The sequence below is a fragment of the Biomaibacter acetigenes genome (genome assembly GCF_003691585.1).
GTDB lineage: Bacteria > Bacillota > Thermosediminibacteria > Thermosediminibacterales > Tepidanaerobacteraceae > Biomaibacter > Biomaibacter acetigenes.
On sequence record NZ_CP033169.1, the window covers coordinates 1,615,523 to 1,636,798 of the forward strand.

General features: G+C 44.7%; 28 protein-coding genes. 2 read left to right on the forward strand and 26 right to left on the reverse strand.

What is annotated here, in order from left to right; genetic code table 11:
* Nucleotides 1-97 precede the first annotated feature (97 nt).
* The 10 genes from D2962_RS08010 to D2962_RS08055 all read right to left on the reverse strand — a co-directional run bounded on the left by D2962_RS08010 (nt 98) and on the right by D2962_RS08055 (nt 9,459).
* Nucleotides 98-421 (reverse strand): hypothetical protein, encoded by a 324-nt coding sequence (locus tag D2962_RS08010; RefSeq protein ID WP_120765465.1) that lies wholly within the window; start codon nt 419-421, stop codon nt 98-100.
* Nucleotides 422-480: 59 nt separating this feature from the next.
* Nucleotides 481-1,674 carry an aminotransferase-like domain-containing protein gene (locus D2962_RS08015; RefSeq protein ID WP_122014666.1) on the reverse strand — a complete coding sequence of 398 codons (1,194 nt, stop codon included), beginning with the start codon at nt 1,672-1,674 and terminating at the stop codon, nt 481-483.
* A 26-nt stretch (nt 1,675-1,700) separates the two neighbouring features.
* Nucleotides 1,701-2,252 carry a 2-oxoacid:acceptor oxidoreductase family protein gene (locus D2962_RS08020; protein WP_162991148.1) on the reverse strand — a complete coding sequence of 184 codons (552 nt, stop codon included), beginning with the start codon at nt 2,250-2,252 and terminating at the stop codon, nt 1,701-1,703.
* Between the two features lie 13 nt (nt 2,253-2,265).
* A complete protein-coding gene (locus tag D2962_RS08025; protein ID WP_120765469.1) occupies nt 2,266-3,102 on the reverse strand; it encodes a thiamine pyrophosphate-dependent enzyme in 837 nt (278 codons plus the stop codon).
* Nucleotides 3,095-4,228 (reverse strand): 2-oxoacid:acceptor oxidoreductase subunit alpha, encoded by a 1,134-nt coding sequence (locus D2962_RS08030; protein WP_120765470.1) that lies wholly within the window; start codon nt 4,226-4,228, stop codon nt 3,095-3,097. Before D2962_RS08030 ends, D2962_RS08025 begins: the two co-directional genes overlap by 8 nt.
* Nucleotides 4,229-4,486, reverse strand: coding sequence for a 4Fe-4S binding protein (locus D2962_RS08035; RefSeq protein WP_245984990.1), 258 nt, complete (start codon nt 4,484-4,486; stop codon nt 4,229-4,231).
* 6 nt (nt 4,487-4,492) lie between these two features.
* Nucleotides 4,493-6,325 (reverse strand): sigma-54-dependent Fis family transcriptional regulator, encoded by a 1,833-nt coding sequence (locus tag D2962_RS08040; RefSeq protein WP_122014668.1) that lies wholly within the window; start codon nt 6,323-6,325, stop codon nt 4,493-4,495.
* 98 nt (nt 6,326-6,423) lie between these two features.
* Complete coding sequence (locus D2962_RS08045) at nt 6,424-7,401, reverse strand: M42 family metallopeptidase (RefSeq protein ID WP_120765473.1); 978 nt, start codon at nt 7,399-7,401, stop codon at nt 6,424-6,426.
* A gap of 1 nt (nt 7,402) precedes the next feature.
* Nucleotides 7,403-8,419, reverse strand: a complete 1,017-nt coding sequence (locus tag D2962_RS08050; RefSeq protein WP_120765474.1) for a M42 family metallopeptidase — start codon at nt 8,417-8,419, stop codon at nt 7,403-7,405.
* Entirely contained in the window at nt 8,410-9,459 is a 1,050-nt protein-coding gene (locus D2962_RS08055) for a M42 family metallopeptidase (RefSeq protein WP_120765475.1), read from the reverse strand. Before D2962_RS08055 ends, D2962_RS08050 begins: the two co-directional genes overlap by 10 nt.
* A gap of 600 nt (nt 9,460-10,059) precedes the next feature.
* On the opposite strand from D2962_RS08055, the gene D2962_RS08060 reads away from it, so the two are divergent.
* Nucleotides 10,060-10,482, forward strand: coding sequence for a hypothetical protein (locus D2962_RS08060; protein WP_122014669.1), 423 nt, complete (start codon nt 10,060-10,062; stop codon nt 10,480-10,482).
* 108 nt (nt 10,483-10,590) lie between these two features.
* Nucleotides 10,591-10,755, forward strand: coding sequence for a hypothetical protein (locus tag D2962_RS17500; RefSeq protein WP_162991149.1), 165 nt, complete (start codon nt 10,591-10,593; stop codon nt 10,753-10,755).
* Between the two features lie 49 nt (nt 10,756-10,804).
* Here the strand turns inward: D2962_RS17500 and D2962_RS08065 are convergent, their stop codons facing one another.
* The 16 genes from D2962_RS08065 to D2962_RS17515 all read right to left on the reverse strand — a co-directional run bounded on the left by D2962_RS08065 (nt 10,805) and on the right by D2962_RS17515 (nt 21,230).
* Nucleotides 10,805-10,996 carry a hypothetical protein gene (locus tag D2962_RS08065; RefSeq protein ID WP_122014670.1) on the reverse strand — a complete coding sequence of 64 codons (192 nt, stop codon included), beginning with the start codon at nt 10,994-10,996 and terminating at the stop codon, nt 10,805-10,807.
* 12 nt (nt 10,997-11,008) lie between these two features.
* A complete protein-coding gene (locus tag D2962_RS08070) occupies nt 11,009-11,890 on the reverse strand; it encodes an N-acetylmuramoyl-L-alanine amidase family protein (RefSeq protein WP_122014671.1) in 882 nt (293 codons plus the stop codon).
* Entirely contained in the window at nt 11,887-12,180 is a 294-nt protein-coding gene (locus tag D2962_RS08075; RefSeq protein WP_187695381.1) for a hypothetical protein, read from the reverse strand. The genes D2962_RS08070 and D2962_RS08075 overlap by 4 nt, the downstream gene beginning before the upstream one ends.
* A 20-nt stretch (nt 12,181-12,200) precedes the next feature.
* Nucleotides 12,201-12,404: a hypothetical protein gene (locus tag D2962_RS08080; protein ID WP_122014672.1), complete on the reverse strand. Its 204-nt coding sequence runs from the start codon at nt 12,402-12,404 to the stop codon at nt 12,201-12,203.
* A gap of 88 nt (nt 12,405-12,492) precedes the next feature.
* Nucleotides 12,493-12,642 carry a hypothetical protein gene (locus D2962_RS17505; protein WP_162991150.1) on the reverse strand — a complete coding sequence of 50 codons (150 nt, stop codon included), beginning with the start codon at nt 12,640-12,642 and terminating at the stop codon, nt 12,493-12,495.
* The gene (locus tag D2962_RS08085; protein WP_122014673.1) at nt 12,639-12,914 is read right to left on the reverse strand and encodes a hypothetical protein; all 276 of its coding nucleotides are present in this window, start codon (nt 12,912-12,914) and stop codon (nt 12,639-12,641) included. Before D2962_RS08085 ends, D2962_RS17505 begins: the two co-directional genes overlap by 4 nt.
* Nucleotides 12,914-14,101 carry a hypothetical protein gene (locus D2962_RS08090; RefSeq protein ID WP_122014674.1) on the reverse strand — a complete coding sequence of 396 codons (1,188 nt, stop codon included), beginning with the start codon at nt 14,099-14,101 and terminating at the stop codon, nt 12,914-12,916. The genes D2962_RS08085 and D2962_RS08090 overlap by 1 nt, the downstream gene beginning before the upstream one ends.
* Before the next feature lie 13 nt (nt 14,102-14,114).
* On the reverse strand, nt 14,115-14,690 hold the full coding sequence (locus D2962_RS08095) for a hypothetical protein (RefSeq protein ID WP_122014675.1): 576 nt from the start codon (nt 14,688-14,690) through the stop codon (nt 14,115-14,117).
* Nucleotides 14,680-16,083 (reverse strand): baseplate J/gp47 family protein, encoded by a 1,404-nt coding sequence (locus D2962_RS08100; protein WP_122014676.1) that lies wholly within the window; start codon nt 16,081-16,083, stop codon nt 14,680-14,682. Before D2962_RS08100 ends, D2962_RS08095 begins: the two co-directional genes overlap by 11 nt.
* Entirely contained in the window at nt 16,084-16,452 is a 369-nt protein-coding gene (locus D2962_RS17510) for a GPW/gp25 family protein (RefSeq protein WP_162991151.1), read from the reverse strand.
* Between the two features lie 4 nt (nt 16,453-16,456).
* Nucleotides 16,457-16,828, reverse strand: a complete 372-nt coding sequence (locus D2962_RS17990) for a phage baseplate assembly protein V (RefSeq protein WP_222927717.1) — start codon at nt 16,826-16,828, stop codon at nt 16,457-16,459.
* Nucleotides 16,801-17,604, reverse strand: a complete 804-nt coding sequence (locus D2962_RS08110; RefSeq protein WP_122014677.1) for a hypothetical protein — start codon at nt 17,602-17,604, stop codon at nt 16,801-16,803. The genes D2962_RS17990 and D2962_RS08110 overlap by 28 nt, the downstream gene beginning before the upstream one ends.
* A complete protein-coding gene (locus D2962_RS08115) occupies nt 17,601-17,819 on the reverse strand; it encodes a LysM peptidoglycan-binding domain-containing protein (RefSeq protein ID WP_162991152.1) in 219 nt (72 codons plus the stop codon). The genes D2962_RS08110 and D2962_RS08115 overlap by 4 nt, the downstream gene beginning before the upstream one ends.
* Nucleotides 17,820-17,853: 34 nt before the next feature.
* A complete protein-coding gene (locus tag D2962_RS08120) occupies nt 17,854-18,369 on the reverse strand; it encodes a CIS tube protein (RefSeq protein ID WP_122014679.1) in 516 nt (171 codons plus the stop codon).
* Nucleotides 18,366-21,089, reverse strand: coding sequence for a phage tail tape measure protein (locus tag D2962_RS08125; RefSeq protein WP_122014680.1), 2,724 nt, complete (start codon nt 21,087-21,089; stop codon nt 18,366-18,368). The genes D2962_RS08120 and D2962_RS08125 overlap by 4 nt, the downstream gene beginning before the upstream one ends.
* Nucleotides 21,090-21,092: 3 nt before the next feature.
* Entirely contained in the window at nt 21,093-21,230 is a 138-nt protein-coding gene (locus D2962_RS17515) for a hypothetical protein (protein WP_162991153.1), read from the reverse strand.
* Between the last annotated feature and the right edge of the window lie 46 nt (nt 21,231-21,276).

Here is a 21,276-nt window from a genome sequence, read left to right on the forward strand (position 1 = left end):
CCCCCATTTCTTGCTTCTAACATAATATTCTATTTTTTCCCGTTTTTTCCTCCTGGTTTTATAAAAAAAGTAAGGTTACAACCTTACTTTATTGAGATTATTTTTTGAAAATATTTTGTTCATATATTTTACAGTTTAAATGGCAGAAATCTCCGGAGCTGTCCATTACTATATTGAGCAATTCACAGCTTAACCATGTTTTGCTGGATCCCCTTATCAGAAAAGTTTTATGAGGCTTTAGATAACTGCAGGGTTTGTTATTTATTATCCATGGAACAGGACATCCCCCGCAGGCCCATTTTTTTCTCAAATCTGCGGATTTTAACAAAGCATTGCCAAGGTTACATTTATAAATTATTCCTGTTATGTTTATATACTGAATAGCTTTATATTTTATTAAAAAAGGGCATTGTATTTTCATCTATGGAGCCTCCCTTTTATAATTAAATTATGAGAGGCTTCGGTATATCGTGCATGGCTTCATAAACTAAAAATCTCTGATAGCAATTGTATCCCCTTTTTAATATTTTCATTACTCACTGTAGCAAAGGACAGCCTCATGCTGTTTTTATTGCTTCCATCTACACAGAAAGATGATCCGGGCACATATATGACCCCTTTTTCCACAGCTTTGGAAAATAATTCGTCGGTGTTCTCCTTTTTATCTAGCGACATCCATACAAAAAACCCTCCCTGGGGCTTTGTCCAGGTAGCTACATTCTTGAAATGCCTCTCAATGGACTCAAGCATGATATCCCGCTTTTCTTTATAGTATGATAAAATATCTTTCAGGTGGTTTTCCATAAGGTTATTCCTGCAATATTCCGCCACTATAGCCTGGTTCAAGCTGCTGGTATGCAGGTCAGCACCCTGTTTTCCTATAACCATTTTTCGAATCAGGTCTTTTGGCCCTACAACCCAGGCAACACGAACCCCAGGGCAAAAGGTTTTTGAAAAGGAACTCATGTAGATGACATTTTCATTACGATCAAGGGCCTTTATTGGTTTTATGTTTTCACCGTCGTATCTCAATGCATTGTATGGATCATCCTCTACTATTAATATCCCGTACTTTTCAGCGAGTTTTATTATACTGTTTCTTCTGGTTTCTGTAAGAGTCACACCGGAAGGGTTCTGAAAAGTTGGTATTAAATAAATAAATTTGGGCAATATGCCGGTTTTTTGGCGGTCCTTTAAGATATCTTCTAATATATCGATATCAATGCCCTCCTGGTCCACAGGCACACCGGTCAATTTTGCCTGATATGACTTCAGTGTATGAATGCTCCCGGGATAGCTTGGAAGCTCTACTATGACTTCGTCTCCAGGATTGAGCAGGACCTTGCATACAAGGTCCATGCCCTGCTGAGACCCGGAGGTTATGAGGATGTTTTCAGTTTCACAGTTTATCCCTTGATTTCTGGAATACTGTTTTATTATCTCAATCAAATCGGTATTTCCTTCGGTAGGACTGTATTGCAAAATGCGTTTCCAGTCTTTTTCCAAGACCTTCAGGAAGCAGTCCTTTAATTCTTTTACAGGAAAAGTGTCCGGTGAGGGGTTGCCCCCTGCTAAAGAAATTATCCCGGGTTTTACTGCAATCTTTAAAAGCTCTCTGATGGGTGAAGGCGAAAGTTGCTTTATTCTGTCGGAATAAAGCAGTTCAAAATTCATTTTACTTCTCCCCCTTCAAATTTATATTAATTAACCAGTTTATAACCCGTTTCGAAAGCTTCAAGGTTTAGATTTTTATACTGAGCCGGGGTATTTTGCTCCAGCGATTTTTTCAAGCTGTCATAAGACGGAAAACCGGCAATGTTTGCCCTGGATACGCTTAACCCCGCCAGAATGCCAAGGGCAATCATGTTCAATATTTTCATGCTATGGAGATTTACCGCGGTACTGGTTATTTGATATCCTATGGCCTTTCCTGAACATTCCCTCTGTTCAATCGTATCGCTGTCAAATATAAGCAGGCTATCCTTTCCGATTTTGCTGCGGTACATGTCATAAGACTGCTGGGATAAAGCAAGCACCAGGTCGGGTTCCAGCACCTCCGGATATGCCACCTCTTCATCGGAGATTACCACTTCCGATTTTGAAAATCCTCCACGGGAAGCCACCCCATAGGATTGAGTTTGAACGGCATTTTTACCTTCAAACAAAGCTGCTGCTTCACCGATTATCTTGCCTATTAAAATCAAACCCTGACCTCCAACTCCTGCTAAAACAATTTCGGTTCTTGTTTTCAAAAAGATTCCCTCCTTATTTTCCGCTTAAATCCTGTTCCAGATGTGCCGACAGTTCGCGGGCATTTTTTTGTATCCTGGCGTATTTTGTAGAAAAATCAAGTTTATCTTCGTTGGCGAATTCGCCTATGGCAAATTTGTTATTATATATATTCCCTTCTTCGAGTTTTGTGGTAGCATTATCCTTCAGCCAATTCATCATATCTACTGGAGATTTCAATTTATTGAATCTCCCGTAATATGTAGGGCATATGTTGATAACATCCACTACCGAAAATCCTTTTTTGAGAATGGCATTTTTGATATATTTTTCAAGAAGATTTACATGGTAAACAGTTGCCCTGGCTACGTAGGGAGCGCCCGCTGCCTTGGCCAGAGCGCATATGTCAAAGGGAGGTTCAACGGAGCCGTACCTCGATGTGCTGGTAAAACTCGGCTCTGGGGTTGTGCCCGAATACTGGCCGCCGGTCATTCCATAGTTAAAATTGTTGGATATTATTGCAGTGATATCCATATTCCTGCGGGCTGCATGGATGAAGTGATTCCCGCCAATAGTTACCCCGTCTCCATCTCCCATAAGGGCAATTACTTTAAGATCAGGATTGACTGCTTTTACGCCTGTGGCCGCTGCCAGGGCGCGCCCGTGGGTAACATGCAGACTGTTGGTGGAAAGATAGTCGTCAGCCTTTCCCCAGCAGCCTATGCCCGTTACAACCACCACATTTTTTGGGTCCAGGTCAAGGTCTGCAAAGGCCTGAGCGATAGATTTCAATATTATACCGTTTCCGCACCCTTCACACCAGAAAAAAGGCAACCTATCTTCAATGATATAATCGAAGATATTCTTAGACATTTTGCAAAACCTCCTTTGCTTTATCTATAATTTCATATGGTGTGATGATAGTGCTGTCAACTTTATTTACACCAAATACCGGTTTTCCACTGGAGAGTTTTCTGACCTCGTTTATGATCTGTCCAAGGTTCAACTCGGGAACCAGAACTACTTTTGCCCGGGAAATCAACTCCTGCACTTTCCTGTCAGGGAAAGGCCAGATGGTATTTATTTGCAACAAACCTGCTTTTATACCATCTTTTCTCATCATATTTACCGCTTCTCGTGAGCTGCGGGCGGCAGACCCGAAAGATATAAAAAGTACATCGGCGTCTTTTGTTTCAAATTCCTTTACTATAGAAATTTCGTCGCGATGATCGTATATTTTTTCATAAAGCCTTCTAATTACTTTATCGGCATTTTGCGAGGTGTTGTTGGGATAACCCGTTTCATCGTGCATTGAACTTGAGGCATGAAAGATATATTCACTTCCGAAATAAGCCATTGGGGGCACTTTGTTGTCTCCGGGTTTATAAGGTCTGTATTGTTTTGGATCTCCCTGAGGAAAAGTCCTGTTGATTACCGGAATATCATCTCTCAAAACCACCTTTTCCCTCATATGGCCCAAAATTTCATCTGATAAAAAGATTACGGGTGTTCTAAATTTTTCTGAAAAATTAAAAGCGTAAATCATAAGGTCGTAACATTCCTGAACCGAAGTTGGGCACAAGGTTATTATGGCGTGATCGCCATGGGTTCCCCAGCGGGCTTGCATGACATCTGCCTGGGCCGGTTTTGTGGCAAGGCCGGTACTGGGCCCGCTTCTTTGAACATTAATAACTACACAGGGAGCTTCGGTCATGATGGCCAAACCCAGATTTTCCTGCATCAGGGAAAATCCAGGTCCGCTGGTAGCAGTAAAAGCTTTTGCCCCTGCCATGGAGGCTCCGACTAGAGCAGCCATGCTCCCCAGTTCATCTTCCATTTGTATAAAAACTCCACCAACGGCAGGCAACCTTTGAGATGCCATTTCAGCGATCTCCGATGAAGGAGTTATGGGATAACCTGCATAAAATCTGGCACCGGCTTTTAGAGCTCCTTCCAGACAGGCTTCATTGCCCTGTAAAAATTTAACTTCCTGCGTCAATTAAACCGCCTCCCTCTTTTCAACAAATATAGCTATCTCGGGGCAGCGTAGATAGCACCAGTTGCAGCCTATGCAGGCATCAGGAGCAGTAACCCTTGGAACAGTATTAATATTGATTTCAAAAACATTTTTAGGGCAAAAAGCCACACATATTCCGCATTTCTTGCATCTTTTTTCATTGATGGAGATTGTGTATTGTTTTTTCATAATAAACCTCCCATTTCTTAAATTACCTAAAATATTTATTGCATAAATCATGCCATTTTACTGCTTTTTCTTTAATTTTTTCCACAGAGTTGTTCGGCTTATACCAAGTTCTTTTGCTAACATAGCTTTATTACCATTAAATATTCTGTTCATTTGTTCAATAATTTGATTTTCCATATCTTCAAATGTGCTTATATTTATAAATATTTTGTTTTTCACCGGGGTGTCCCGGAATATATCCGATTCGGTTATGAGGTTTTTAATCAAATTTATGTCCAAATCCTGTTTTTCGGTTAAGATAACACATTTTTCCATTAGATTTTTGAGTTCTCTCACATTCCCCGGCCAATTATAAGATTGAAGATATTCTATAACGGCTTTGCTTAGATTACTATTCACCTTTTTATTGTAAGTATTAGAAAAACCCTCAATAAAATTTTTTGTCAGTGGGATTATATCTTCAGGTCTTTCCCTGAGAGGAGGAATTTTGAGAGTCAGAATATTTAACCTGTAAAAGAGGTCCGAACGGAATTTTCCCTCCTGTATCCGCTTCTTGAGGTCGATATTTGTGGCGGCGATTATCCTTACATCCACCGGAATTAATTTATTTCCGCCCAGCCTCATCACTTTTTTCTCCTGAATCACTCGGAGTATTTGAGCCTGCAAGCCCAGCGGCATCTCACCTATCTCATCTAAAAAAAGGCTGCCTCCATGAGCCAATTCGAATAGGCCGACTTTTCCTCCTTTTTTGGCCCCCGTGAAGGCCCCTTCTTCATATCCAAACAACTCGCTTTCCAGAAGACTTTCCGGAAGTGCCGCACAGTTTACCGCAACAAAAGGACCGTTAGCTCTTGGACTTGCCGCATGAATGCTATTGGCGAATAATTCCTTGCCGGTACCACTTTCTCCGATTATGAGCACCGTAGAATTAGTTTTACTGTATTTCCTGGCCATTTCTATTGCTTCTTTTAACGGCCTACTGCTTCCCAGTATATCTTCAAAAGAATATGATGAAGTTAGACCTTTTTTATAAAGTTCTTCCCGGATATTTATTTCCAGTTCCTGTATCTTTGATATCTCCTGAAAGGTTATTACAGTTCCTCGCTTTTGACTGTTAACATTGATATTAGCCCTATTTACCAGGAGTTTGGTCTTATTTATCTCAATTATTTTTTGTAGAGCAGGTTCGCCCCTTTCGAATATTCGGTTTATGTTAGAAGAATTGACATCCTGAATTTTTTTCGACAATATTTCTTCTCCTGGAATTTCAAGGAGCTTCTCCGCTTTTGGATTGAACAGGATGATTCTTTTATCTTCATCCAGAGCCATAATACCTTCGTTAGAATAGTCCAGCAGTGTTTTCATCAGTTCCTTTTGGGCGGCATCCTTTTCCAGCACGGAGCAAATGTTTTTGGCCGTATTTATGGCCTGCATCACTGAAGACCTATTTGATAAAACCAGCCTTCCTTCCATACCCAGTTTTACGGCTTCCGTAAGGATACAGGCTCCCGTACCAACGGCTATGGTTATACCCTGGTTTCTGGCTTTCTCAAGCAGCATTTTTAATTCTAAATCAGTTTTATAGTAAAAATAACTGATTTTTTTATTTAATATCCTGGAAAACAGGTCGAAATTAAAATGGCCCTTTTTATAATCATAGCCAAAAAAGCCGATAGAATCATGTTTAACCGAGGATTCATAAATTGCAAGAAAAACATCGAAATCTGTAATTTCAATGCTTACCACCGGTATATCAACATTTTTTTTGATTAAGGCACCCGTTGCTCCCCGGCTTATTATTATCCTTACGTTATTTTCCCGGACCAGCTCTCTGGCCTTTTTTACGCCATCTTCCAAAAAAGCTTCGAAAATAATAATATCTTCTCCCATTTCCGCAGAAACGCTCCTTACAATTTGCGTAAGCTCCGGATAAGGTGAGATGAGAGCTATTTTTGAATCTATACGGTATCCCTCCCCATGAAAACATTTTATCCTTCGATAAACCCTGTAAGCAGCTCTACTGCCATTTCCAGATCTTTCAAATGCACCATTTCCGATGGAGAATGAACATATCTAGAGGGAATAGACAGCCCTCCCGAAGGCACACCGGAACGGCTCAAATGTATGGCACCCGAATCCGTGCCTCCAAATTCCAGGACTTCGAGCTGGTATGGCACTTTTTTTTGTTCGGCCGCTGATATAAGAGCATCCTTAATTTTAGGATGGCTTATTATAGAATTGTCTTTTAACTTTATGGCAGGCCCCTTTCCCAGTGCCACAGCCATTTTTGGCGCTTCGGGCGTGTCACCCGTAAGGGTGACATCTACAGCTATGGCCAGGTCGGGATCCACTCCGAAAGACGATGTTTTGGCACCTCTAAGGCCGACTTCTTCCTGAACGGTAAATACAAAAAATGTCTGATACCCGGGCTTTTTTAATTGCTCCATGACTTTTATTAGCACCGCGCATCCTGCTCTATCATCAAGAGCTTTGGAAATGATATAATCGCCCGAGATGCTGCATTCCCTGTAGAAAGTACCCATATCGCCGATTTTAACCTTTTGTTTTGCTTCTTCTCTAGATAAGGCTCCAATATCAATAAACATTTTGTTTATCTTGAGGTCTTTCATATCATCCATTTTTTCCATGCCGAAAACTCCTATAGTTCCGTTGGCAAAAACCACCCTTTCTCCAATTAGAGTAAAGGGTGAAAGTCCCCCCACATTTGAAAATCTTAAAAAGCCCTTATCATCTATATTTGTTACAATAATACCTATTTCATCCATATGGGCCGCCAGCATCAGCCTTTCTCCGGAGGTGCCTTTTTGGGCAATAATATTGCCCATTTTATCTACATTTATAGAGTCAGCATATGGTCTTACTTTTTCTATTATAGTTTCCCTTATTTTATCCTCGCTGCCCGAAGGACCGAAACTTTCAGTGAGTTCCTTTATTAAGTGTTTCATCTTACAATCCCCTTTCTTCCAAATCCAGAATAATGGCCTCTAAGAGCTCCATGGTGTGTTTGATGTCAGTGAGGCTGGACAAACTTACCGGTGAATGAATGTATCTGCATGGAACAGATATTATTATTGTCGGTATTCCGTCCCTGGTGGTATGAATCCTTCCACCATCGGTTCCTCCAAAAGCGGAACGGCGCAGCTGGCACGGGATACCTTTGCTATCGGCCAGTTCCAACACCCTTGTAACTAGCTTTTTATTTGCTACATAAGTCATGTCCATTATAGTAACAGCCGGTCCTTTGCCTACGGTGGTACTGTAATTTTCCTCCTTGGTTTCGGGCACATCCGAAGCAAAAGTCCCTTCTACTACTATGGCCACGTCAGGATTAATCCTGTAAGAAACTACAGCGGAACCTCTCACACCGATTTCTTCCTGCACCGTAAAAGCCCCGGTTATTGAATAACCCGGATTCTTTTTGAGAGTTTCGGCGATTATATAGCACCCAATTCTGTCATCGAGGGCTTTTCCCTTAACTATATCGTTGCCTAATACCTCGAACTCTGTGTCAAAAACCGCAAAATCACCTATCTTTACTTTTTGCTCTGCATCTTCCCTATCTTTGGCTCCGATCTCTATATAAAGATTTTTTGATTTTAAAGGAATTTCCCGTTCTTTGGGTTCCTGAAGATGAATAGCTTTTGCCCCTATGACTCCCTTGACCTTTTGTGGCCCAATCACCACCTGTTTGGAAACAAGGATTCTATCGTCAATACCTCCGACGGTATCGAATTTTAACCAGCCATTTTTGTCTATGGACCTTATCATGAGGCCAACTTCATCCATATGTGCACAGAGCATTAACTCCAGCTTTTTTTGTCTACCCATATTTTTGCAAATTAAATTTCCCAGAGCATCGGTTTCAATACTGCAGGTTTCTTTCAATTCCCTTTTTAATATATTTCTTACTTCATCCTCAGCCCCGGATACGCCGAAAGCTTCTGAAAGCTCTTTTAATAGCATGTCAACCCCTCCACCAATTCTTTATTTAATGAGGATATAAAAATAGCCAGCAAACGCCCCGCCTTCTTTATGTCGTCAAAACATACGGTTTCAACGGTTGTATGCATGTAACGGAGGGGAATTGACACCAGAGCCGTGGGGATACCTTCCCGGGTGATCTGAATAGCCCAGGCATCGGTACCCGTCGAAGAAGGCTCCGGATTTAGTTGATAGGGAATATTGTGATCTTCTGCGATTTCTTTCAACCTGTTAAAAAGTTTTGGATGTATATTTGGCCCAAGAGCCAGAACCGGCCCTTTCCCCAGAACTTGAGTTTCATCTTCGGGCACATCCAGCATATTGCCATGACATACATCTATGGCTATACCTATATGCGGAAATATATTGAAACTGCTGACTATGGCACCCCGTAACCCAACCTCTTCCTGCACGGTGGCCACAGCATAAACATTTGCATCAAATCTCATTGTATCAAGCTCTTCCAGCGTCTGAAGCATAACTGCTATTCCAGCCCTATCGTCCAGCGCATTGCATGAAAAGCGGCCATTGAGCAATTCTTTGGGCTTCCTTTTAAACGTTATGAAATCTCCCACTTGAATGGTTTTTTTAACTTCATCGGCACAGAGCCCGGTGTCAATAAACAGGTCATCGGGTTTAATGGCCTTTTTTCTTTCCTCGGGTTCCTGTATATGAGGTGGTTTATTGCCTATAACGCCGAAAACACTTCTACGTCCATGGATGATTACTTCCTGGGCAGGCAATATTCTCGGGTCCACACCTCCGATGAAAGTAAATCTTATAAAGCCCCTGTCATCAATCTGTTTAACCATAAGCCCTATTTCATCCATGTGAGCCGCCAGCATTATATTGTACCTTTGATTCTGGCCTTTTTTAAGGCTAATTATATTCCCTAGCTTATCTTCTCGGACCTCGTCGCTCAAGTTTCGAAAACATTCTTTTATCAGGCGGTTTTCCATCATTTCGCTGCCGGAAACAGCGGCAGGTTTTAAAATGTTTAATATATTTTGTTTTATATCCAAAATTATCCTCCTTTCAACTATTTATATTTCTACATTTTAAAGCAGTTTCCTTCATATTCTAAAATTATATTTCCCACTGGAGCATAAAATATCATCCGGGTAGCATCAAACCAGCAAAAAATTTTTAAGCATTTTTCACAGTAACAAAAAAGGTATAGTGAAAATCACTATACCTTGGAACTTTCATAATTATGGTGGGCCATCAGGGACTCGAACCCGGGACACCCTGATTAAGAGTCAGTCTGAACGTAATATCATAGTGAAATATATTATAAATCTAGAAAAACAATATTAAGTAAAAGCCTTGTAAATAGCGGTTTTTAGCCGCTTTTTTTGTGTCGCTGGAAAATAAAAAATAATGACTGACAATAAAATTAATAAAAATTCTGCGTAGTTTGTGACCTAATTTGTGACCTATGGTGACCTGGAAGAGTGAAAATGTGACCTTGCGATCAATATATCCACTCCCCCTAAATTCGGGTTTTTGCTGTATAATTTTGTTATTTGGGAAATAAAAAGCCTTAAAAACAGGAATTATAAAGTTTATGTTGAATAAATATATTGAATTTTATAGAAAGTAACTTGAGGAGGTTATTTGCAATGAAGAATATGCAAAATAAACCAGAAGATATGAAGCAAAAGCTGAGAGAAATCAGACTTGAAAAAATTATTGTATTAAAATCCCTTTGGTATAATCGTTTTTTAGGGTATGGTTCGGCGTTACTTTTATTATTTTCTGCTTTTTGTGTGCTTGTATTTTGGATTAATAACTTTAAGGGCAAACACATCCCATTAAATTTTCTTGACGTTGTAAAAAACTACACAATAAGCATTACACTTACTATTATAAATTGGTCATATTTTGGTTTAATATGGCATTGTGGTCACTTACTTGAAAAAGAACATAGATTTTTGGAAGTTGATAAAGAACTTTGCGAAAAGTTAAAGAGCTTAAAGAATGAAGAAAGTATTTATAAAATCTTATTACGAGGAGCAGAAAGAAAAAACAATCTACAGAATTAAAAACCTCAAAAACTATGTACAATAAAAAATCCCCCGGCATCAACCGGGGGTGTCTTGTTTCATAAAGCTTTCTTATGATGGAAATAATAACACCAGGAGGCGATTTTCATGAACGGAAAAACTACAAGCTGGGTAGTGACTGGTGTCGGTGCGGCAGTGACAGCTTTGGGTTTGGCAACAGGTGGGACGATCGGCGCCGTGATAACCGGTTTCGGTTTAGCCCATGTAGTTCTCGGTACATTAGATATGTTCAGACCGAGTGTTCGAAAATAATTGCCTCCATAAGAAAAAAGCCCCCGGAAATCACCCCGGGGGTTTGTCTTTACTCCGCCTTCGCTCGGGCAATGTCCACGGCAGTTTCACCGAAGATGTAACCGAGGGCGAGGGTGATAATTTTCCAATACAGATCGCTGTCCACGTTCAGGCCGAGGCCTTCCGACAAAATAATAAAAGCCGCACTTGCTACGGCTACCCAGAATTTGCGGCTGGTAAGCTTCTGTTTGATGGAATTCATCTTTATCACCTCCTAAAGTTTATTTGCCATTCGTACTAGCACGGTCTGTGCAAATCCACCATCTACCGTCTTTCCGGGGATTGCATTGGTTTTCCAATAATTTGGGTCGCTGATTATGCCGGCAGTGACAAGATACTGGACCATATCGGCATAACTATTGCATTTCTTGAACATAGAAACATACTTCCGGATAACCGCCTGAATATAGGCTCCATCTACCTTTTTACCTGGGACAGCATTGGCCTTCCAGTAAGCCGTTGTTGTGATTATTTTCGGCGACAGTTTAGCCAGGGCAGCTTCTAGGGCTTCTACGCTGGTAACACCAAAGAAATCGCATATCACCTTTGCCTGCGCCTGCGCAATTTTTTGCAGGCAGGCTTCGTCCTTCAGAAGCTTTTCTTCTTGAGGATTGGAATGGAATGCGCTTTCGACAAGCAGGACGTGCGGTATCCTTCCGTCTTGGGCGATATCTATGACTGTATAATAATCCTCCCCAGGGTAGTTTTGGCTCTCTCGGACTTTGGCACCTCTGTCCGGTATACCAAGCGCCGATGATACAGCCTTGCTCATACTGGCAGCAAGAGATTTGTCGCCGGGTATGTCCACACTATAATATACCTCTGTGCCCCTTGCATCGCTGCTACCGGCGTTCGTGTGTTCAGATATAAACAAATCGGCTCCGAAATTTACAGCGGCCTTCCCACGGGCCGAAAGGCCCACTGTCGCATCTGTGCGCCTGCTCATCCCGACGGTGAATGCGCCGGTAGCCAGCAGTTCCTTCTCCAGTAGCAGGGATATTTTCAGCACGCCGTCGGCCTCTACGTATCCCGTAGGGCCTTTATTCGCCCTGTCGCTTCCACCATGCCCTGGATCGATAAATATCTTAATACTCATAGGTCATGTTCCTCCCCATTATTTGAGCTTTCATCCTGGGTCTCGCTTGTATCCAGCGGGGTCCCAAGAAGTTTTGAGAGTTTAATTTTGTTTTCGGCCTCAGCCTTCTTGTAGTAGAAGCCGGTGGCCGTTGCAAGCTCAGCAAAAATACCGGGTATGATATATGCAAGCGGCGATGTGTCCCCGGTCTTCCATATTACCACCATAGAAAAGGCAACAATTATGACCGTTCCTAGAGCCACACCTGCAAAGATTTTTTTGGAGAACTCCATTTTGGACCTGTTTCGCATTTACCTCCCCTCCAAAATTCTTATTTCCCTACAATCCTTAAAACCAAATCAACCACCACCCCGCCCAGCGTGGCTGCTATTCCCCAGCCTATGTTCCCCAGCTTCGTCTCTATTCTGTCCAGGTGTCCGTTCACCTTCTTCCGCCAGTCCTCTAAGTCTGATATACGCTCATCCAGCCTTGCTTGTTGCACTTCTAAATATGCAATTTTTTCGCTCATGTCCATCTACATCCTCCTTCCGCATATCAAAGCCTGGGCCTGCACCCGGGCATAAAAAATACGCCTTATGGCGTTGTTGCACAGTATAAGTCTACTACACCATAATTGCGGTTAAAATTTCTTGCTTTTCTTCTTCCGTTAAAGCAGGATATTCTGTTAAAATTTCCCCCGCTGTCCTACCCTCTTCTGCCATGCGGCGCTGGATTACACGGACGAAAATGTTCTTCTTCCATGCAGACATCATGATACGGCACCCCCTAAGATAGCAGCTAGGGCAAGTTCGATGTCGGCGATGCGGTCTTCTATTGTTGGCGGTTGTGGCTGTGGTTCTAGTTCCGGCTCTGGAGCTGGTGTGACGGATATAATATTGCCTTCTGCGTCGGTTGTAAAATCTGCCGGAAGGCGGGTGAGCTGGTCGTATATTTCTTTTGTTACTTCGATTTGCTTGTCTGTTTTGGCGGGGCCACACCCCTTGCTTGTTATTTTGCCATCCTTAATCTCAACAAAATATATCATTACCACACCTCCCAATTAATAGTACAGTTTAGACTAGCGGCTGAAGTGGCATAATTGTGAAATACAATAACGATATTTGAACCATTTATATAAACATCATCTATACCTATAGGTGATGCGCCTGTAACACCTTTGCCTGGCCCGGTGGAAGGATTGCCTACAGCTATACAACCAAGCAGTTCCCTACTCCAAGCACCACCCCTCCAATCAGTCGATGTAACTGTGCCTGTAACAAGTGATTTCATATTATCTGTGCCAAAAAATACCATTATACCAAGGTCACTACTACTAGGATTAATTACAAGATGTCCATGTTTATATGTTCCGCCTAAAGCTATAGTCTTTGTGAGTGTAGAACTCGCTGCTATTGAATCTGTATATGCGACGTTGCCATAGGCTTTTGTGTTATTCATTTTCTCAGCCAATAAGGCATTAACCTCAGATTCTGTATAATACCTTCCATCGTGATCACTTGAAGTCTTATGGGTATTAAGATTCGTTTGAACCGCATCTACAGTAGATTTTATAGCTATATCATCAGATGCAGCTGGTGCAGCCACCTTCGCTCTACCTGAAGCATCACGAGCCATCAAAGTAGAAGCAGTCGCCGCATTTGTTGCGCCATGAGCAGTTGAAGTTAGAGCAGCATGAGTATTCAAATTCGTTTGTACTGCATCTACAGTGTCTTTCCTTGCTATATCATCAGATGCCAAAGGAGCAGCTACTTTAGCCCGACCGTTTACATCACGCATCATAATCTTAGAAGCGGTTGCAGCTGAAGTAGCCCCATGCGGCGCAGTTTCGGCCAAATGCGTAGCAAGGTCGCTGGCCAGGGCCAGGTCCGGGTCGTGGGCTTCATTGCCGTGCACCGATGGTACAAAACTGGCCGGCTTGCCGTCGATGTCACCCCACTTCACGGCGCCCACTTTCTGCCAGGCCGTGCCGGTATCACGGTAGATTATCTGTGTATCGGTGGCCACATACAGCCTGCCGGCGGTGCTGGGAGCGGGCTTATCTGCGTCCAGACCGGCCTGGATGGAAGGGACGCCGCTAGAATTGATTATACGCTTGGCTACTTCCTGGTCTAGCTTATCCCAGTTGGCTCCAAAATTGTTTACAAGGGTATCGTCAATATAGTCAGTAGCCTCGGCCTTATTTAATTGCAAATTCGGCGTTATAGTAGCCAAAAGACTTCACCTCCTATGTCATGGGAGTATAAGTGACCCACCTGATCGTTTTACCAGTCAGAGAACCAATAGTCTTATGCACATCCATCACCTGGTTTCGATGTATGCTCACAGTGATAACTGCATGGTCAGGTTTCATGAAATTGCAGATTTGCTCCACCAGTGGAAGGTATTGCAGAGTGTCTTCACCATAAGGGTAATTAGAAAGCATGACTGATACGTATCTCTTTTCGTCGTCACTCAAACTCTGGCCATTCCTATATGCCTCCGGCCACGCTTCTTTAATTGCTATAACCTCAATACCGGTAAACTCCTTTACGCTCTTGATAATTCCGATTGCGGTGCCTCCATACTTATATAGCGTGATAAGAGAATTCAGAAGTCGCTTTTTGTCTATTTGCCAGTTTTGTTTCCATCCAAGTGCTTTAAGCCATCTTTCAACGTCCTGTGGAGATAACTTTTCGATGACAAAAAGGTCTTTTAAGTCTTTCCTCTGGCCCCCAATTCCTTTATCCAAAACATCGACTAACCTTTTTAGCTCCTCATCCCCCTCCAGAAGAGTCATGGGCATTGCGTCTTTAAACGACATTTACTGTCACCGTCCCAAGGGCCGGTATTTCGGTGGGCTGGGGTGTTACGTCACCGCCAGGGCTCGTGAAGCTAATGTTTGCCACACCAGGGACGTTCATGATCCAGGAAGTGAGCTTGGCAAGATAAATAGGTTTACCAAAGTCTATCGCCCAGGATCCATCCGATTCTTTTCTGGAATAACTGAAGAAATCGGTTATTGCCTGCTGGACTGCCACCTGAACATCAGAAGCCGAATAGCCCTGTGTCACAGTGACGGTGCAACTCACATTGACAGTAAGATAGGTTGGAGGCAATACATCAACAGCCACGGTTAGAACCGTTGGTCGGTTGACCGTAACCTCTTGCATCACTTCATCCAAAAGGGCTTGGGATGGAGTTCCCCCACCTTCCGGCACCACATAGATTTTTACGGTTAAAGCGGGTATTGTTGCGTCATCGTTCTTATTCTGAACCAATACCCGTGCCACACCCGCGACCGACCCAGCCACCTGTGCGAAGTCATTCCTGGTCACGCATCTTGTACTGCTGGAAATCCAAGCCGGAATGGCCTCCCGCATGTGGTTAATATCTTCTTGGTCTTCGCCTCCAGCAGCAGGGCTGGCGTTGGTCACTCTGACGTCAGCCAGGTAGCCGCTGCCGTCGTAGAGGACGGTCTCAACCGTATTGATAGCACCAACGGGAACGTTACCCTCCTTGCCCCTGGTAATCTTATATTCTACTTGAATCGTTGCACCCTGGGCAGGAGCTTTTCCGTTTACGCCATCGCCGAAAATCACCAAAATTGTTCCATCTTCCTGTAGCTCTGCGACATAGTGTGTATCGGTGCTCCCGCTTAGCAGAAAATCGCGTACCCTGGACCACTCCTGGCCATCTACTAGAACTCGCAAGCTATCCAGCCATACCGGGCCGTAGGAAGTCTGGTAAACCTGGCTCGGTTCGCCGGTTCCGGTGAAGATATCTTCCTTTTCTTCTACCTGCTTTGCGAGCACGTTCACGATGGTCTGCCCAGCGGGAATAACCGCCGCCATGGTAGTCATAAATGGAATGGGGTTTGGCCCGGGCGTGCTGGCCTTAGTCCCTATAGGAATGGCTATGTCAACGCTGGTAGGTTCCTGCACCGAAAAAGTCAGAGTTACTTCGGCTGGCCTGGCCGATTGGACTTCGTATCCGACAAGCCTTGCCCACCGCAGGAGGCTTTCATATTTTGTAGTCGTATCCGGAAAGAGCTCATCTTCTACCGCATCCAGCCGGTATTCCTGCTTCTCGATCTGGTCTGCCAGACACTCCAGCAGGATATTTCCGATATGCCTGGCCTCTGTATTCCAGTTGGGCCATCGCTGTTTCACGAATTGCTTTAGTTCCGTAAGAATTTCATCATATGTTCTGCTCACTTACACGCCTCCTCCCAATGTGACTTCTGTTTCCCTTGTTTCTTTTAATCCGATCTCTGGGGAGCTCCATATAATCTTAACCCGATAAGATGAGCTATCATAGTCATATGTGGTCGTTACTTCCTCAACCTTTGCCCGTGGTTCCCAGTTCTCTATATCGTATTTTACTAAACCGGATATTGTAGCTTCTAAATCCGGCCCCGGATTATTGAATACCAAAAGTGCTGCATAATTTCCGAATTCCGGTATTCGCTGATGTTCCCCTGGTATTGTTGTCAAAATTACACGAATAGCAGCGGCTATCTCTTCGACTACGTTGGCAGGATACTGGAAAGCTCCGTCTCCTCTATGTTGTAGCGGATATAACACGACCTCACCTCCAGAAGCCGCACCAGAGCGGTTTATCCGGGTCTCCACCCTCGAATTCAACCCAGACACCGGTTCCAGTCGGTATTTCCCAAGAAGAAGGGTCTACGCCAATAATTTTCGGAAGTATTTCCCTTATAAAAGTGCTTCCCTCCATTGTTTCCCAGTCTAGTTGCAGTTTCCCGCCACCAATATCAATGCCTACAAACTGTGGTGGCAGCACCGGATAAGCCCAGTTTTCAATAGTCTTAAAACCAAAAAGAGCGGGTACCTGCACCTTTACCCGCCCCTTCCCTTCCGGGTCTTTGCCCACCACTACAATCCCTCGGTACTTTCCATATATTTTCGGCTTTAGTTCAGGTAAGCGGTAACCGTCCATGCCTCATGCCTCACTTCGTGCACACATTTTGTTACTCTGTACTTACTCCCGTCTGGTAATATGACATTACACCCTGCACGTATGCCAGGCTGCCCAATGCAGATGAGTCTACCTTTGGATTCTGCTGCCGCCAAACGTTGCAAATAGTCCCGGGCCTCTGCCGGACTATGGAACACTTCAGCAACTCTTGTTTCCACGCCATCCCCTACGGATACCTCAAAAGCTTTGCCGTCCGGGGTAAATCCTGCCGCCATGTACTTTCTGCCCACCGTCGAAGCTGGAGTTGCTTTTATAATTTGATTTATCTTCACGTCTGACTGGGCTGCGATATTAATATTCCCTTCGCTGTCCCGCCAGACTGGTATATTCCCTGCTAAACGGTATAAAAAAGCGATATCGCTTTCATTTTGGGCATAGGTCCTATCTCCGCCGCTGACCACTATATTCCCCGCCTTCTCTCCATTCTTGTTCAGAAGCCGCGCTATCGCTGCCTGGCGAGGACCGGGGTAGATGGCCTGCTTCTTAGCTTGCCACTCTCTCCCGAACTCAAGAGCAAAAACTTCTATCCGTTCCCCCTGGCGCGGCCGCCAAACCGTGTAGTTTGTCACCTTCTGCAGGTTTCCGGGAATCCCGAATGCAACGCTTATCTTATCCCCTTCTTTGAACTTAATTTTTGCTTCGCCATCCCAGTATAATGTGAGCCCGCCGATTTCTTTGAGCCCCGTCTCCCATATAAGTGCGATGGGAGCTACTTGTACGCCTTCGACCATTATCATTGTTCAATCACCTGCAAGACATCATTATAATCAGGGATAAGTATAACTGTCCCCGACCTGGGCTCCTGTGTGGGATCGTCAATCCCATTTGCGGATGCAATGGCCCACCAGAGATGTGGATTGCCTAGAAACCTGTTGGCCAGGCTGCACCAGGTATCTCCACTTTCGACAGAATATTTCTGTCCTCTGCCGTATAACTCTAATCTGTGCAACATATTATCACCTTTTATCATTTAACTTTTTCAAAAACTATCTGACTGTAATGCGTTGAATTTTAATATTCTGTTTTGCTTTGGCCTTATTTGTCTTTGCTGCCGGTTTTGGTTGAGCAGGCGGAACTGGAGTTCCGTAATCCACCGTAGCCTGGACTTCCACCGTCAGATCCTTGGGCTTTAGAGCCGGTGTCCATGCGCTGTATGTCACTTTCCATTTTTGTATACGTATGGGCATTTGAAAGCCGCCAATAGCTAAAAAAGCCTTTGGCGGGGTATTATTGGGCTTTACAGGAAGTGCAAGAGAGCGAATAAACTCAACCTGAACAGCTATGTCGTTTACATTCCCCTGCGCAATAAACCGGCACTCAAATTTAATCTGACGTGAACCTCCGTATTTGAAGCGCAAAGGCGGGGCTATTGCCCCGCTTACTTCAGGCTCCTCATATTCTGCTGTTTTTTCATCTTCGAGCGTATGAGGGTTTGACAAAAATTGTATTGTTTTACCTGTATCCATGCGGGATAACATCGCTCGTACTGGTTTCTTTATCATGCCGGCACCACCCGCCTTACTTTGGCATCTTCAATGAACTCTATCACAGTTTCAGCTATTGTCCGGCCATCAAGCACGATTTTGATCGGCTGTCTCACAATCACTTGATGTGTAACCGCAGTAGCCGCCTCGCTGCGTTCCTGCTTTACCCTCGTAGATATGACGGGTGCAGCAGATAATGTTCCAGTAGCGATGGGTGCTATCGGTGCCGGTGAGGTAGGTGAAGAATACACTACTCCCATTCTAACCTGTGGCTCTGCGGAAAGCCCGGAAAGACGCCTGAAATCAGCATCCAACTGCTGCACTGTTGCCTGAGAGGCCTCGGTAATGTTTGTTAGTGCCCGTTCGATATACGATGGAGAATGTATGCCCAATCCGGCCTTGAAGCCTTCCCAGAGGTTGCTGGCAGCGGTTTTTGCAGCTTTCCAGAAGTCATTAATTTTGCCTGTTATAGTGTTGATGACGCTCTGCAGTATCTCCCATACCTTCCCCGGCAACCCCGCGATAGTATCGATTATCCCGTGGACAATATTAGAGCCGGCCCGATATGCAGCATGCCATAGGGAGGATCCTACAGAGACCACCGTATTGACAAGGCTAATCAGAAATGTCCAGGCCCGACCTGGCAGGCTGGCGAAAAACCCAACTACCGCATCGATGCCCTGGCCGATGATCTGGGTGGCTGTTGTACTGATCTGGTTCCACCATATCGGGATTTGTGTTGCCAGATTGGTTACGAAATCTATAACTCTTCCAGGCAATCTGGCAAAAAAATTAACAACTGCTTGAATCCCCTGCCACGCTATTCGAATCATAAACCCAATTCCATACCCAATCCAGTATGGAATATCGTGCAGGAACAGCTTTCCGAGGAATCCAGGGATTTGTCTGACAAATGCTGCAATTGCCCCGGGGATAGCAGCGAACTTTCCCTTAATGAAATCAATTCCTGCTGCAATGCTGGGCCAGATTCCTCTGAAGAAACCCTTGACCTTATCCCAGTTTCGCCATACTAAAAATGCTACACCAGCCAGAGCTGTTGCAGCAATGATAATAATACCTATTGGGTTCGCATTTAAAGCTGCATTGAGCACCCACTGTGCTCCTGCCCATGCTTGGGTTGCACCTCGCACCACCAGCATGGTCGCAGAATACGCAAGAGCCGCCGCTCTGGCTCCCAGAATCGCAATTTGTGCACCTACAAATGTCCCTTTAAGAATTGTAAGCCCCGTAATAAAAGATGGAATCATTGACACTACCATAAAACCGGTTCCAGCAAATAACGCCAGGGCCGACCCGCCTACCAGCGCCCATGCCGCCGCCTTCTGCAATCCTTCAGGCATGCGGTTGAAGATGTCGACAGCCTTTTCAACTATTCCGGCGACTCGTGAAACGGTCGGCGCCAGTGTGTTGCCTATTGTCAAGCCAACGGCTTCCACCGACCCTCGCAACTGCTCCATTGCTCCGTTGAATCCACTCATCTGAACTGCAGCCGCCTGCTGCGCTGCTCCGGCACTGCCTTCAAGTTTCTCCTGCCAGTATTCCAGAGCGTCAGCCCCCTGTAATGTTACCTCTTTACCGTCGATCATGGCCTTTGCCTGGGCGCTCAAACCAGCAGCAACGGCCCGGATGCCATCAGTGCCAAAAACAGTAGCCAGGACATAATCCCGGAAAGCATTCGTTCCCTGCGCCGCCGCCTGTGCAAGACCCGCTGCCTGATCTTTTGTTAACCCATAGGTCTGAGCCAGTGCCTTCATGGTGTCCTCATTGGCATCAGCAAACGAGGCGAACTGGTTTACCAGTTTTCCCGCTGCCGCAAAAGATAACTCAAATTCCCGGATGATTTGCGGCCACGGCTTCATGTTGCCCTGGGCATCACGGAGATTGATGCCTAGAACGTCCATGATGTTGGCTGCCTCGGATGTTGGCGCCGTCAAATGCATTAATGCCGTCCTCAAAGATGTGGCTGCATCCTGTGCTGACCCGATGACGTTCCTTGCAGCCATCAGTCCGGACATGGTTGCTTCTAATGACTGTCCGACTTGCCCCGCCACTCCAGCAACGGAACCAAGTGCCACATCGAATTCATTAGCCTTCAGCATTGAATTCTGTATGGCAGCAGTGAACACATCTGATATATGCGCTGCATCGCTCATTTGCATTCTAAAACCTTGAACAGACGCTACAATCGCCCTTGTGGCTTCGGGCAGCTGGATAGCTCCTGCCGCTGCGAAATCTGCAATCGGCCTAAGTAACGCCTTTATGTCTTCTGTTGCCGAAACACCTGCTGAGGCTATCTCGTATATTGCTCCTGCTGCTTCTTTGGCAGAGAACTTGGTATCCGCTCCCACCTGTATGGCGTATTTACTCAGGTCCTTAAATTGCCCCTCCGTCCATCTAGCCACAGACCTGGCATTCAGCATTTCCTGCTCGAAATCCCCGAAACTCTTTACAGACAATCCTGCGGCGGCTATTCCTGCAGCTCCTATTCCGGCCAGGGCCATGCCAGTGCCTCGGAGGGCAGCCTGCACTCTTGCGTCACCCAAAGCCCCCAGCTTCGGTTCCAATGCATCAAGACTGGCTTTGGTTTTGTAATACATCTCCTCAGCGTCGGCAGTGACGTTTTTCATTGATTTGTCTATTCTCTGCAGGCCTAGGGTAGCATCATCCTGTACAAAGAAATGAAATCCTAGACCCATCAAATTGAAATTCAGTGCCATGCGCTACCCTCCTTTCAAGGCATCATATTCTTTTTGCAGCCGTTCCATCAGCCGCTCGTATAGTCGAAGTCTCCACCGCACCGGCATCCGCATAATCTCAGAAAATGGCTGCCCCAGGCCGCTGCCCATGGTGATATACATCAGCCAGAATATTTGCTCCTGGAGGGCCTCAGGGGAGGTGGAACAG

What these genes read in the sequence shown, in the direction of transcription:
- D2962_RS08010 (WP_120765465.1), bottom strand. Translation starts at nt 421, where the DNA reads ATGAAAATACAATGCCCTTTTTTAATAAAATATAAAGCTATTCAGTAT.
- D2962_RS08015 (WP_122014666.1), bottom strand. Translation starts at nt 1,674, where the DNA reads ATGAATTTTGAACTGCTTTATTCCGACAGAATAAAGCAACTTTCGCCT.
- D2962_RS08025 (WP_120765469.1), bottom strand. Translation starts at nt 3,102, where the DNA reads ATGTCTAAGAATATCTTCGATTATATCATTGAAGATAGGTTGCCTTTT.
- D2962_RS08035 (WP_245984990.1), bottom strand. Translation starts at nt 4,486, where the DNA reads ATGATTTATGCAATAAATATTTTAGGTAATTTAAGAAATGGGAGGTTT.
- D2962_RS08040 (WP_122014668.1), bottom strand. Translation starts at nt 6,325, where the DNA reads ATGGGAGAAGATATTATTATTTTCGAAGCTTTTTTGGAAGATGGCGTA.
- D2962_RS08045 (WP_120765473.1), bottom strand. Translation starts at nt 7,401, where the DNA reads ATGAAACACTTAATAAAGGAACTCACTGAAAGTTTCGGTCCTTCGGGC.
- D2962_RS08050 (WP_120765474.1), bottom strand. Translation starts at nt 8,419, where the DNA reads ATGCTATTAAAAGAGCTTTCAGAAGCTTTCGGCGTATCCGGGGCTGAG.
- D2962_RS08060 (WP_122014669.1), top strand. Translation starts at nt 10,060, where the DNA reads ATGAAGAATATGCAAAATAAACCAGAAGATATGAAGCAAAAGCTGAGA.
- D2962_RS17500 (WP_162991149.1), top strand. Translation starts at nt 10,591, where the DNA reads ATGAACGGAAAAACTACAAGCTGGGTAGTGACTGGTGTCGGTGCGGCA.
- D2962_RS08065 (WP_122014670.1), bottom strand. Translation starts at nt 10,996, where the DNA reads ATGAATTCCATCAAACAGAAGCTTACCAGCCGCAAATTCTGGGTAGCC.
- D2962_RS08070 (WP_122014671.1), bottom strand. Translation starts at nt 11,890, where the DNA reads ATGAGTATTAAGATATTTATCGATCCAGGGCATGGTGGAAGCGACAGG.
- D2962_RS08075 (WP_187695381.1), bottom strand. Translation starts at nt 12,180, where the DNA reads ATGCGAAACAGGTCCAAAATGGAGTTCTCCAAAAAAATCTTTGCAGGT.
- D2962_RS08080 (WP_122014672.1), bottom strand. Translation starts at nt 12,404, where the DNA reads ATGGACATGAGCGAAAAAATTGCATATTTAGAAGTGCAACAAGCAAGG.
- D2962_RS17505 (WP_162991150.1), bottom strand. Translation starts at nt 12,642, where the DNA reads ATGATGTCTGCATGGAAGAAGAACATTTTCGTCCGTGTAATCCAGCGC.
- D2962_RS08085 (WP_122014673.1), bottom strand. Translation starts at nt 12,914, where the DNA reads ATGATATATTTTGTTGAGATTAAGGATGGCAAAATAACAAGCAAGGGG.
- D2962_RS08095 (WP_122014675.1), bottom strand. Translation starts at nt 14,690, where the DNA reads ATGTCGTTTAAAGACGCAATGCCCATGACTCTTCTGGAGGGGGATGAG.
- D2962_RS17990 (WP_222927717.1), bottom strand. Translation starts at nt 16,828, where the DNA reads ATGGACGGTTACCGCTTACCTGAACTAAAGCCGAAAATATATGGAAAG.
- D2962_RS08110 (WP_122014677.1), bottom strand. Translation starts at nt 17,604, where the DNA reads ATGATAATGGTCGAAGGCGTACAAGTAGCTCCCATCGCACTTATATGG.
- D2962_RS08115 (WP_162991152.1), bottom strand. Translation starts at nt 17,819, where the DNA reads ATGTTGCACAGATTAGAGTTATACGGCAGAGGACAGAAATATTCTGTC.
- D2962_RS08120 (WP_122014679.1), bottom strand. Translation starts at nt 18,369, where the DNA reads ATGATAAAGAAACCAGTACGAGCGATGTTATCCCGCATGGATACAGGT.
- D2962_RS08125 (WP_122014680.1), bottom strand. Translation starts at nt 21,089, where the DNA reads ATGGCACTGAATTTCAATTTGATGGGTCTAGGATTTCATTTCTTTGTA.
- D2962_RS17515 (WP_162991153.1), bottom strand. Translation starts at nt 21,230, where the DNA reads ATGTATATCACCATGGGCAGCGGCCTGGGGCAGCCATTTTCTGAGATT.